Here is a 12,004-nt window from a genome sequence, read left to right on the forward strand (position 1 = left end):
ACCGCAAGACCCCCGAAACGATCACCCGGAAATCAAGCCGGTGGATCCGGGCTCAGCAGGTATCCCGCGGCATTACTGACCAGACGACATAAGGCCGTAAGAGTGTCGGCGTGCAGCGGCAGTACACCGGTACTGCGGGCAGAATCGAGAATGCCCAGGTCAGCATGCACCTGTCGTACGGGTCGCGCCGGGGCCGCACCCTGATCGACCGCGAGCTCTACCTCGGCAAGGACTGGGCCGGCACCACCGCCGACCACGAACAGCGCTGCGCCGAGCAGGGTATCCCGCCCGCCCGCGCCACGCAGGTAGCCAGCAAGCCGGAACGCCCGGCGCATGCTGCAACGCGCTGTGCAGGCCGGAGTGCCGTTCTACTACTTCCTGGCCGACGAGGTCTACGGCCAGTCCCGCGCCCTGCGCGCCTGGCTGGAGGAGCACCGCATCCGCTGCGTGCTGGCCATCCCCAAGCACGAGGCCCTGCCCCTGCCGGACGGGCGCACCCGCCAGGCCCACGAGCTGTACGCGGCCGTGCCCGAGGAGGTGTTCGAGCGCCGCTCGTGCGCCGACGGCGCCAAGGGCCCACGCGAATACGACTGGGCCATCGTCCAACTCGCAACCACAGGCCAGCAGTTGCAGCGCCACCTGCTGATCCGCCGCTCCACCGTGCCCAACAAGGAACAAGAGGACCGGGGAACTCGTCCGCGAGGTCGCCTACTTCCTGTGCCACACCGACCCCGACGCCACCCTGGCCGCCCTGGTGACCGCCGCCGGACAGCGCTGGATGGTCGAGGAGTCCTTCCCGGTGGCCAAGGGCCAGGTGGGACTGGACGAGCACGAGGTCCGCAAGTGGTGCTCGTGGTACCGGCACACCACCGTGAGCATGCTCGCTATAGCCTTCCTGGTCGCCGCCCGGAGCCGGCTAATACCCCGTCAACCGCCGACACCCGGCCCCCGACCGTGAACGAGATCCGCCGCCTGTACGACCGCATCGTCCTGGCCCCCGTACGCACCGCCCGGACCTGGCTGGCCATGCACTGGCACCGCTGGCGCACCCGCCACCAGGACCGGGCCCGCACCAGCCACTACCGCGCCCGAACCGCCCGCGCTCACTCACCATGAAACCACCGGCTGTAGTACTAGCATTGATGCATGGCGGGAGCGGGCACGGGCCCCAAGCTGGCGCTCCATGCGCTTCCGCGCGCCCTGTCGTCGGCCTTGTCGCTGGAAGACGATGAACGGAGACAGTTCGTCTGGTGGGCTCGCAGGGTGGGGGTGGCATGGGCGGAGAGGCGAGCGGGGCGAAGGAGCCGCAGAGGAATCGCCCGGTGGATCGGCCCTTGAAGGTGATCGTGTCCTATGTCGTGGTCACAGGCCCGGACGGAGAGGCGTTACGGCGGCGTCAGAACGCCGCGATCCGTGAGGCCGTCCTGTGGTTGGCGGCGCACCAGCCGGACCTCGAACCGACGAAGGAGCAGACGCCTCCAAGCGGCGAACTGGTCCCGGGTTCTGAGTGCCCTACCGGGCATGAACCTACGCACATTGACACCAGTGCGCTGACCTGCGAAAACACGTAAGGCCGCTGCGGCTGTCAAGAACATCTGAACTGCCAGTCAGCGACCTGGTGCGGCCTGACCTGCACGTTCTTAGTGCAGTGAGTGCCCCCGGTAGGATTCGAACCTACGCACCCGCCTCCGGAGGGCGGTGCTCTATCCCCTGAGCTACGGGGGCGCACTGTCTTGCGACGTGCAGAACACTACCAGCCCGGCCCAGGTGCTCGTGCACAGGTTTTCCGTCGTGGTGTCGGCGTCGGGGCTGGGGTGGTGCCGAGGGCGGCCCGTGGCGGCGGGATGGGGGAAAGCGGGGACGGGGAGTCACGCCTCCGCCTACCCTGAGTGATGTGTCCGGTTCGTCGGGACGGGTCCTCGTGGTGGATGACAGCGAGGTGATCCGTCATCTGATCAGGGTCAATCTCGAACTCGAGGGGTTCGAGGTCGTGACCGCGGCCGACGGTGCCGAGTGTCTGGACATCGTCCACGCGGTCCAGCCCGATGTCATCACCCTCGATGTCGTCATGCCCCGGCTGGACGGGCTGCGGACGGCGGCTCGGCTGCGGGCCGATCCGCTGACGAGCGGGCTGCCGATCGCGATCGTCAGTGCCTGCACCCAGCTGGATCTTGAGCGGGGGGAGTCCGTCGGGGTGGACGCGTACCTGGGGAAGCCCTTCGAGCCGATGGAGCTGATCGCCCTGGTGCGGCGGCTCTCCGAGGCGCGGACCGCATTTCGCTCAGAGTGAACATTTTCGTCTCACTCCCCAGGCGCGATGAAGGACGACGGGCCCTTCTCGCCTAGGCTTGCCCCTGTGACACCCGCAGAGCTTTCCCAGGCAGTCCAGTCCGCGGTTCGTGCCGCCGTTGAGGCGGGCGAGCTGGCCGTCGCCGTGCCCGAAACGGTGACCGTCGAGCGGCCCAAGAACAGGGACCACGGCGACTACGCCACCAATGTGGCCCTCCAACTGGCGAAGGCGGCCGGACAGCCGCCGCGCCAAGTGGCCGAGCTGGTCGCCGCACGCCTGCGAACGCTGCCCGGGGTCGCCAAGGTCGACATCGCCGGGCCCGGCTTCATGAACATCACCCTGGACGCCGCCACCCAGGGCGAGCTGGCCCGTGCCATCGTCGCGGCCGGCGCCGACTACGGCCACAACGACTCCTTCGCGGGCCGCCGGATCAACCTGGAGTTCGTGTCCGCGAACCCCACCGGGCCGATCCATATCGGCGGCGTCCGCTGGGCCGCCCTCGGCGACTCGCTGGGCCGGGTGCTCCGCGCCTCCGGAGCCGAGGTCAGCACCGAGTACTACATCAACGACGCCGGCGTGCAGATCTCCAAGTTCGGCGGCTCGCTGCTCGCTGCCGCCAACAACCGGCCGGTCCCCGAGGACGGTTACGTCGGCGAGTACATCAACGACATCGCCGCCAGCATCGTCGCCGTCAACCCCGGCATCCTCTACCTCCCCGAGGACGAGCAACTGGAGCGGTTCCGCTCCGAGGGACTGCGGCTGATGGTCGCCGAGATCCAGCGCTCGATGGTGGAGTTCGGCGTCCACTTCGACGTCTGGTTCTCCGAGAAGTCGCTGCACGACTCCGGCGCCGTCGAGAAGGCGGTGGAGCGGCTGCGCGAGCAGGGCCATGTCTTCGAGCAGGACGGTGCGACCTGGCTGCGCACCACCGACTTCGGCGACGACAAGGACCGCGTCCTGATCAAGGCGGACGGCGAGACCACCTACTTCGCCTCCGACTCGGCGTACTACCTCAGCAAGCGCGACCGCGGCTTCGACGTCAACGTCTACATGCTGGGCGCCGACCACCACGGCTACGTCAACCGGCTCAAGGCCATCGCCGCCTGCGCGGGTGACGACCCGAGCGTCAACATCGAGGTCCTCATCGGACAGTTCGTGAAGATGTTGAAGGACGGCCAGGAGGTCCGCATGTCCAAGCGTGCGGGCAACATCATCACCATCGACGACGTCGTCGAGTGGATCGGCGTGGACGCCGCGCGCTACACGCTGTCGCGCTCGCCCTCCGACTCCACCATCACCCTCGACATCGACGTGCTCACCAGCACCTCGAACGAGAACCACGTGTACTACGTGCAGTACGCGCACTCCCGGATGTGCTCGATCGAGCGCAACGCCGCCGGGCTCGGCTTCGACAAGGGACCGGCCGAGGGCTTCACACCGGAACTGCTGGTCCACGAGGCCGAGAAGGAACTCCTCGGTCAGCTGGCCGAGTTCCCGCGGATCGTGACCAAGGCGGGCGAGTTCCGCCAGCCGCACCACGTCGCCCGCTACCTGGAGGGGTTGGCCGGTTCCTACCACCGGTTCAACGACCAGTGCCGGGTCCTGCCCTTCGGTGACGACGAGGTCACCGACCTGAACCGCGCCCGCCTCTGGCTGGTCGAGGCCACCCGAACGGTGATCGCCAACGGCCTGACCCTGCTGGGCGTCTCAGCCCCCGAACGCATGTGAGGCGGGCGAGGGGCGCGGGGGAGAACCCCGCGCCCCTCGCCACATCTCACCCGGAATCCCGGTAACCCGGAACTCGGAGACACGAAGACATGAGCCGCTCCGCCCACCCCGCCGGCCCGCGCCACGGGGACGTCATGCCGGAGGGTCACTTCACCGCGCCCCCGGCCGACCTGAACCTGCTCGACCCCAAGGTCTGGTCCGCCACGGTGCGCCGCACCGACAGCGGCTCGGTCACCGTCGGCGGGATCGACGTCCAGGACCTCGCCGAGGAGTTCGGCACCCCCGCCTACCTCATGGACGAGCAGGACTTCCGGGCCCGCTGCCGGGCCTGGCGCGAGGCCTTCGGCGCGGGCGCCGACGTCTACTACGCCGGCAAGGCCTTCCTCTCCCGGGCCGTCGTCCGCTGGCTGCACGAGGAGGGCCTGAACGTGGACGTGTGCAGCGGCGGTGAGCTCACCGTCGCCCTCTCCGCCGGGATGCCGGCCGAGCGCATCGCCTTCCACGGCAACAACAAGTCCAAGGCCGAGCTGGAGTACGCGGTGAAGTCCGGGGTCGGCCACATCGTGGTGGACTCCTACGACGAGCTGGTCCGGCTCTCCTGGATCGCGCAGCAGCAGGGAGTGCGCCAGCAGATCCTGATCCGGGTCACCGTCGGCGTCGAGGCGCACACCCACGAGTTCATCGCCACCGCCCACGAGGACCAGAAGTTCGGCCTCTCCCTCTCCGGCGGCCACGCCGCCGAGGCGGTCCGCCGCGCGCTGACCCTGGACGGCCTGGAGCTCCGCGGCATCCACTCGCACATCGGTTCGCAGATCTTCGACACCGCCGGCTTCGAGGTCGCCGCCCGCCGGGTGGTCGGCCTGCTGGCCGAGATCAAGGCCGAGCACGGCGTCGAGCTCCCCGAGATCGACCTCGGCGGCGGCCTCGGCATCGCCTACACCAGCGAGGACGACCCCAGCGAGCCCGCCGAGATCGCCGCGGCGCTCACCGAGATCGTCCGGCGCGAGTGCGCCGCGGCGGATCTCACGCCGCCGCGGATCTCGGTCGAGCCGGGCCGCGCCATCGTCGGCCCCACCGCGTTCACCCTGTACGAGGTCGGCACGGTCAAGCCGCTCGAAGGTCTGCGCACCTATGTCAGCGTCGACGGCGGCATGTCGGACAATATCCGCACCGCCCTCTACGACGCCGAGTACAGCGTCGCCCTGGTCTCCCGCGCCTCCAGCGCCGAGCCGATGCTCAGCCGGGTGGTCGGCAAGCACTGCGAGTCGGGCGACATCATCGTCCGCGACGCCTTCCTGCCCGCCGACCTGGCCCCCGGCGACCTGATCGCGGTCCCGGCCACCGGCGCCTACTGCCGCTCCATGGCCAGCAACTACAACCACGCCCTCAAGCCGCCGGTGGTGGCCGTGGCCGACGGTCGGGCCCGGGTGATCGTCCGCCGTGAGACGGAGGAAGATCTGCTGCGCCTCGATATCGGCTGATGAAATACCAGTCTCAGACTATGGAACGAACGAAGATTTATCCGTCCCGTCCCTGAGACTGTCCGGACAGGACAGCACCACCCAAGAGATCACACTCACACTCACCAGAGATCAGCAGAGCGGAGTCGGACGATGCGCACACTGAAGGTAGCGCTCCTCGGTTGCGGAGTAGTAGGCACCGAAGTGGCCCGCATCATGACGACGCACGCCGCCGACCTCGCCGCGCGCATCGGCGCCCCGGTGGAGCTCGCCGGGGTCGCCGTGCGCCGGGCCAACCGGCCCCGGCCCGGCATCCCCGACCACCTGGTCACCACGGACGCCGCCGAACTGGTGAAACGCGGCGACATCGACGTCGTGGTCGAGGTGATCGGCGGCATCGAACCCGCCCGCAGCCTGATCCTCAGCGCCTTCGACCACGGCGCCTCGGTCGTCAGCGCCAACAAGGCCCTGCTCGCGGAGGACGGCGCCGCCCTGCACGGCGCGGCCGCCAAGGCCGGCGTGGACCTCTACTACGAGGCCGCCGTGGCCGGCGCCATCCCGCTGATCCGCCCGCTGCGCGAGTCCCTGGCCGGGGACAAGGTCAACCGGGTGCTCGGGATCGTCAACGGCACCACCAACTTCATCCTCGACAAGATGGACTCCACCGGCGCCGGCTACTCCGAGGCGCTGGAGGAGGCCACCGCCCTCGGCTACGCCGAGGCCGACCCCACCGCGGACGTCGAGGGCTTCGACGCCGCCGCCAAGGCCGCCATCCTGGCCGGGATCGCCTTCCACACCCGGGTCACCGCCGAGGACGTCTTCCGCGAGGGCATCACCGAGGTCACCGCCGCCGACATCGCCAGCGCCAAGGCGATGAACAGCGTGGTCAAGCTCCTCGCCATCTGCGAACGCAGCGCCTCGGCCGACGGCACCGAGTCGGTCACGGCCCGGGTCCACCCGGCGATGATCCCGCTCACGCACCCCCTCGCCAACGTCCGCGGCGCCTACAACGCCGTCTTCGTGGAGGCGGACGCCGCAGGACAGTTGATGTTCTACGGCCCCGGCGCCGGCGGCGCCCCGACCGCCAGCGCGGTCCTCGGCGACCTGGTCGCCGTGTGTCGCAACAAGCTGGGCGATGCCACCGGCCCGGGCGAGTCGGCGTACGCTCAGCTCACCGTGAACCCCATGGACGACGTGGTCACCCGCTACCACGTCAGCCTCGACGTCGCCGACAAGGCAGGCGTCCTCGCCCAGGTCGCCACCGTCTTCGCCGAGCACGGCGTGTCCATCGACACCGTCCGCCAGCAGGGCCGGGAGGGCGACGCCTCACTGGTCGTAGTCACCCACCGCGCCACCGACGCCGCGCTGTCCGCTACGGTCTCCGAACTGCGCACACTGGACAACGTCCGCGGCGTGGCCAGCATCATGCGTGTCGAAGGGGAGTAACCCACTATGCGAAACAGCGCAGCCACCAGTAGCCGTACCCACCAGTGGCGTGGCCTCATCCACGAGTACCGGGACCGCCTCCCGGTCACGGACGCCACGCCCGTCGTCACCCTGCTCGAGGGCGGTACGCCCCTGGTCCCGGCCCAGCTGCTGTCCGAGCGCACCGGCTGCGAGGTCTATCTGAAGGTCGAAGGCGCCAACCCGACCGGCTCCTTCAAGGACCGCGGCATGACCATGGCCATCTCCCGGGCCGCCGAGGAGGGCGCCCAGGCGGTCATCTGCGCCTCCACCGGCAACACCTCCGCCTCCGCGGCGGCGTACGCGGTCCGCGCCGGGATGGTGTGCGCGGTGCTGGTGCCGCAGGGCAAGATCGCCCTCGGCAAGATGGGCCAGGCGCTGATCCACGGCGCGAAGATCCTCCAGGTGGACGGCAACTTCGACGACTGCCTGACGCTGGCCCGGGACCTCTCCGACAAGTACCCGGTGGCCCTGGTCAACTCGGTGAACCCGGTCCGCATCGAGGGCCAGAAGACCGCGGCCTTCGAGATCGTCGACATGCTGGGCGACGCGCCGGACATCCATGTCCTCCCGGTAGGCAACGCGGGCAACATCACCGCCTACTGGAAGGGCTACCAGGAGTACTCCAAGGACGGCCTCTCCACCCACAACCCGCGCATGTGGGGCTTCCAGGCCTCCGGCTCCGCCCCGATCGTGGACGGCGCCCCGGTCCTCAAGCCGCAGACGATCGCCACCGCGATCCGGATCGGCAATCCGGCCTCCTGGGACTTCGCGCTGGCCGCGCGGGACGAGTCCGGCGGGCTCATCGACAAGGTCACGGACCGTCAGATCCTGGCGGCTTACCGGCTTCTGGCGGCGCGTGAGGGAGTGTTCGTGGAGCCGGCCTCGGCCGCGAGTGTCGCGGGGCTGCTCCATGCGGCGGACCAGGGGCTGGTCGATCCCGGACAGAAGATCGTCTGCACGGTCACCGGGAACGGGCTCAAGGACCCCGACTGGGCAGTCGCGGGGGCCCCGCAGCCTGTGACGATCCCCATCGACGCCGCTGCTGCCGCGGAGCGGCTGGGGTTGCTTTAACGTTCCCCACCCGGGGCGCGGGATTGCCCTCTGCGGAGGGTGCACGTCTGCGGCGGTTGCTCGCGCAGTTCCCCGCGCCCCTGAAGGTGGAGGCGGCGGCGCCGCCTGTCAGCCTTAGGGGCGCGGGGCTCTGCTTGATTAACTGCAGGCGCGAACAGCAACCCCGCGCCGGGGTTCACCCGCAACGCGCCCCCGCCCAGTACCAACGGTGAACGCATCTTCGATACGCTGAAGGCTCCCCGCCCCAGGCGAGAACATTCCAGGAGCGACAGCGATGCCAGCCCCCGCCTTCCGCGCAGCGGCGACCCGCGTCCGCGTCCCCGCCACCAGTGCCAACCTGGGGCCCGGATTCGACGCGTTCGGCCTCGCGCTGGGCCTCTACGACGACGTCGTGGTCCGCGTCTCCGACAGCGGCCTGCACGTGGACATCGCCGGTGAGGGCGCCGACACCCTGGCCCGCGACGAGCGCCACCTCGTGGTGCGTTCGATGCGCGCCGCCTTCGACCGTCTCGGCGGCCAGCCCCGCGGCCTGGAGGTCGTCTGTGCCAACCGGATACCGCACGGCCGCGGCCTGGGCTCCTCGTCCGCGGCCATCGTCGCGGGCATCACCGCCGCCCGCGCCGTCACCGTCGGCGGACCTGAACTCCTGGACGACGCAGCGGTTCTCGCGCTCGCCTCGGAGATCGAGGGTCACCCCGACAACGTCGCGGCCTGCATCCTCGGCGGCTTCACCATCGCCTGGACCGAGTCCGGGGACGAGGCCCGCGCGATCACCCTCGCGCCCTCGCCCGACGTCGTGCCGCTGGTGTTCGTCCCGTCGAACCCGGTGCTGACCGAGGTCGCCCGAGGGCTGCTGCCGGCGACCGTCCCGCATGCCGACGCCGCCGCCAACGTCGGCCGCGCGGCGCTGCTGGTCGAAGCGGTCACGCACCGCCCCGACCTGCTGCTGCCCGCCACCGAGGACCGGCTGCACCAGGACTACCGCACCCCGGCCATGCCGGAGAGCGCCATTCTGGTCGCGGTGCTGCGCTCGCAGGGCGTCGCCGCCGTCATCTCCGGCGCCGGGCCCACCGTGCTGGCCCTGACCGACGAGGCGACGGCCGAGAAGGCGCTCGGGGAGGCCGGCCCGGACTGGGCCGCCCACCGACTGGCCCTGGACCTCGAAGGGGCCTGTGTACTGCCCCTGTCCGGCTGAGATGCACCCGCGTGCCCAGTGATTGCGGGCCGGGCGGGGGTGTACCGAAGGGTGAGACAGGGGACACGATTGACAGACACACAGTGGGGGAATGTTTGTTGGGTCCAGTAGTGTTAATCTCATGTCTGCACCAGGCGCCCTACGGGGCCCGGTGCGCCGCGTCCCGATCCCGGTCCTCTCCGTTCCGCGGAGTGACCGTTCCGGGGCAGCAATTCTCCGGGAGCCCGCCACAGCGCGTACGCAGCCTGCCTGCGCAAGTGTGACCGCATCCCGAAGCCGTGTCGGTGCCCCAGTCCCGCATGTGACGCACATGGCCTGCAGATTTCGCGCAGCCGTGCCAATCCTGCGGACCAGGGCAGGGAAAGTCGTGACACGCGACGGGGGCCCGGGAAGCGGTGTGCTTCGCCATGTGGGACACCGCACGTTCGTATGACCCGCCATCCGGCGGACCACCGCCCCGCCACTGCGAAAACGAGCGCAGCGACGGACAGCACAACCGGTCGCCGAGCCAGACAGGCCGACGTCCGCTCCAGGGAAGGACCCTTCGTGAGCGACACCACCGATCTGATGGGCGTGCGCCCGGACGCCGAGGCGTCGGACGCCACTGCGGCCCCCGCGCCGAAGCGCCGTCGGACCACGGGCACCGGGCTCAACGCCATGGTGCTCGCCGAGCTCCAGCAGCTCGCCACCGGCCTTGGCATCAGCGGCACCGGCCGGATGCGCAAGAGCGACCTGATCGACGCCATCAAGGCGAAGAGCGGCGGGGACCCGCTGCTCGCCGCCTCCTCGGACGCGGCCCCCGCGAAGCGCACCACCCGCGTCGCGAAGACCACCGCTGCCGCCGCGCCCGCCGCCGAGGAGACCCCGGCCGCCCCCGCGCGCCGCACCGCCCGCTCCCGCGCGGCCGATCGCGCCGTCGACAGCGCCGTGGCCGAGCAGCAGCAGATCGACATCCCGGTCCAGACCGCGGGCGACAGCGCCCCCGCGGAGCGCGCCCCGCGCCGCAGCCGCCGTGCCACCGCTCCGGTCACCTCGCTCACGGGTGCCCCGGAGGAGATGCCGGCCGCTGCCGAGCCGGTCGCCGCCCCGGTGTCGGTCGCGACCGAGGTGCGCGAGCGCCAGGTCCAGGAGCAGCCCGAGCAGGGCCGTGGCGACGGCACCGACGGCCGGGACGGCCGCGAGGGCCGCCGGGACCGCAGGGAGCGCCGCGAGCGCGGTCAGCAGGGCCAGCAGGGCCAGCAGGACGCCGCTCCGATCGCCGCCGACGCCGAGGGCGGCGAGGGCCGCCGCGACCGCGGCAACAGCAACGACCGCGGTGGCAACAACGACCGCAGCGAGCGCCGCAACCGCCGGGACCGCGACCGCGGCGGCAACCAGGGCCAGGACGGCCAGGGCCAGGGCCGCCAGCAGGGCCAGGGTCAGGGGCAGAACCAGGGTCAGGGCCAGAACAACCAGAACAGCTTCCCCGAGGACGACGAGTTCGGTGGCGGCCGCCGCCGAGGGCGCTACCGCGACCGCAACCGCCGCAACCGCCGCGACGGCTTCGAGGGCCCGGCCGAGCCGCAGGTCAACGACGACGATGTGCTGATCCCGGTCGCGGGCATCCTGGACATCCTGGACAACTACGCCTTCGTCCGGACCTCGGGCTACCTGTCCGGTCCCAATGACGTGTACGTGTCCCTGGCCCAGGTCCGCAAGAACGGCCTGCGCAAGGGTGACGCGATCACCGGCGCGGTGCGCCAGCCCAAGGACGGCGAGCGCCGCGAGAAGTTCAACGCGCTGGTCCGGCTGGACTCGGTGAACGGCAGCGAGCCCGACAACGGCCGCAACCGTCCGGAGTTCAACAAGCTCACCCCGCTGTACCCGCAGGAACGGCTCCGCCTGGAGACCGACCCCGGCGTGCTGACCACCCGGATCATCGACCTGGTCGCGCCGATCGGCAAGGGCCAGCGCGGTCTGATCGTCGCCCAGCCGAAGACCGGCAAGACGATGATCATGCAGGCGATCGCCAACGCGATCACCCACAACAACCCCGAGTGCCACCTGATGGTCGTCCTGGTCGACGAGCGTCCGGAAGAGGTCACCGACATGCAGCGCTCGGTCAAGGGCGAGGTCATCTCCTCGACCTTCGACCGTCCTGCCGAGGACCACACCACCGTCGCCGAGCTGGCCATCGAGCGCGCCAAGCGCCTGGTGGAGCTGGGCCACGACGTGGTGGTGCTGCTGGACTCCATCACCCGCCTGGGCCGCGCCTACAACCTGGCGGCGCCGACCTCCGGACGCATCCTGTCCGGTGGTGTCGACTCGACCGCGCTCTACCCGCCGAAGAAGTTCTTCGGCGCCGCGCGCAACATCGAGAACGGCGGCTCGCTGACCATCATCGCCACCGCGCTGGTCGACACCGGCTCGCGGATGGACGACGTGATCTTCGAGGAGTTCAAAGGCACCGGCAACATGGAGCTCAAGCTCGACCGCAAGCTCGCCGACAAGCGGATCTTCCCGGCGGTGGACGTGGACGCGTCCAGCACCCGCAAGGAGGAGATCCTGCTCGGCTCCGAGGAGCTGGCGATCACCTGGAAGCTCCGCCGGGTGCTGCACGCGCTGGACTCGCAGCAGGCCATCGAGCTGCTCCTGGACAAGATGAAGCAGACCAAGAGCAACGCCGAGTTCCTGATGCAGATCGCCAAGACGACGCCGGGTCAGGACTGATCGCGTCCGCTCGTGCAGGCGACACCGCCGCCCCGGGTCAGGTACCCGGGGCGGCGGCTTTGTGAGAGTGGTTCTCAGACTGGG

7 protein-coding genes, 1 tRNA gene and 2 pseudogenes are annotated in these 12,004 nt (G+C 70.3%); 9 read left to right on the forward strand and 1 reads right to left on the reverse strand.

Annotated features, from left to right (window positions below):
* Positions 1-104 precede the first annotated feature (104 nt).
* Positions 105-290, forward strand: a pseudogene (locus ABH941_RS20305) (transposase); the annotation flags it as partial.
* Between the two features lie 40 nt (positions 291-330).
* A pseudogene (locus ABH941_RS20310) lies at positions 331-1,116 on the forward strand (hypothetical protein); the annotation flags it as partial.
* Positions 1,117-1,653: 537 nt separating this feature from the next.
* On the opposite strand, the gene ABH941_RS20315 reads toward ABH941_RS20310, so the two are convergent.
* A tRNA-Arg gene (locus ABH941_RS20315) sits at positions 1,654-1,725 on the reverse strand.
* 160 nt (positions 1,726-1,885) lie between these two features.
* Between ABH941_RS20315 and ABH941_RS20320 the strand changes: the two genes are divergently transcribed.
* From ABH941_RS20320 to rho, 7 genes are all read left to right on the forward strand, one after another.
* The gene (locus tag ABH941_RS20320) at positions 1,886-2,290 is read left to right on the forward strand and encodes a response regulator (RefSeq protein WP_370131025.1); all 405 of its coding nucleotides are present in this window, start codon (positions 1,886-1,888) and stop codon (positions 2,288-2,290) included.
* 66 nt (positions 2,291-2,356) lie between these two features.
* Positions 2,357-4,018, forward strand: a complete 1,662-nt coding sequence (gene argS, locus ABH941_RS20325) for an arginine--tRNA ligase (RefSeq protein ID WP_370130837.1) — start codon at positions 2,357-2,359, stop codon at positions 4,016-4,018.
* A gap of 89 nt (positions 4,019-4,107) precedes the next feature.
* Positions 4,108-5,499: a diaminopimelate decarboxylase gene (gene lysA, locus ABH941_RS20330; RefSeq protein WP_370130838.1), complete on the forward strand. Its 1,392-nt coding sequence runs from the start codon at positions 4,108-4,110 to the stop codon at positions 5,497-5,499.
* 132 nt (positions 5,500-5,631) lie between these two features.
* On the forward strand, positions 5,632-6,924 hold the full coding sequence (locus tag ABH941_RS20335; protein ID WP_370130839.1) for a homoserine dehydrogenase: 1,293 nt from the start codon (positions 5,632-5,634) through the stop codon (positions 6,922-6,924).
* 6 nt (positions 6,925-6,930) lie between these two features.
* The gene (gene thrC / locus ABH941_RS20340; RefSeq protein ID WP_370130840.1) at positions 6,931-8,016 is read left to right on the forward strand and encodes a threonine synthase; all 1,086 of its coding nucleotides are present in this window, start codon (positions 6,931-6,933) and stop codon (positions 8,014-8,016) included.
* 274 nt (positions 8,017-8,290) lie between these two features.
* On the forward strand, positions 8,291-9,211 hold the full coding sequence (thrB, locus tag ABH941_RS20345) for a homoserine kinase (protein WP_370130841.1): 921 nt from the start codon (positions 8,291-8,293) through the stop codon (positions 9,209-9,211).
* A gap of 546 nt (positions 9,212-9,757) precedes the next feature.
* Positions 9,758-11,920, forward strand: coding sequence for a transcription termination factor Rho (gene rho / locus ABH941_RS20350; RefSeq protein WP_370130842.1), 2,163 nt, complete (start codon positions 9,758-9,760; stop codon positions 11,918-11,920).
* The last annotated feature ends 84 nt before the right edge of the window (positions 11,921-12,004 follow it).

Origin of the sequence: Streptacidiphilus sp. EB103A (assembly GCF_041261405.1) — a bacterium.
GTDB lineage: Bacteria > Actinomycetota > Actinomycetes > Streptomycetales > Streptomycetaceae > Streptacidiphilus.

Excerpts from the sequence above, each read along its gene's own strand:
- lysA (WP_370130838.1), top strand. The coding sequence starts at position 4,108 with ATGAGCCGCTCCGCCCACCCCGCCGGCCCGCGCCACGGGGACGTCATG.
- ABH941_RS20335 (WP_370130839.1), top strand. The coding sequence starts at position 5,632 with ATGCGCACACTGAAGGTAGCGCTCCTCGGTTGCGGAGTAGTAGGCACC.
- thrC (WP_370130840.1), top strand. The coding sequence starts at position 6,931 with ATGCGAAACAGCGCAGCCACCAGTAGCCGTACCCACCAGTGGCGTGGC.
- thrB (WP_370130841.1), top strand. The coding sequence starts at position 8,291 with ATGCCAGCCCCCGCCTTCCGCGCAGCGGCGACCCGCGTCCGCGTCCCC.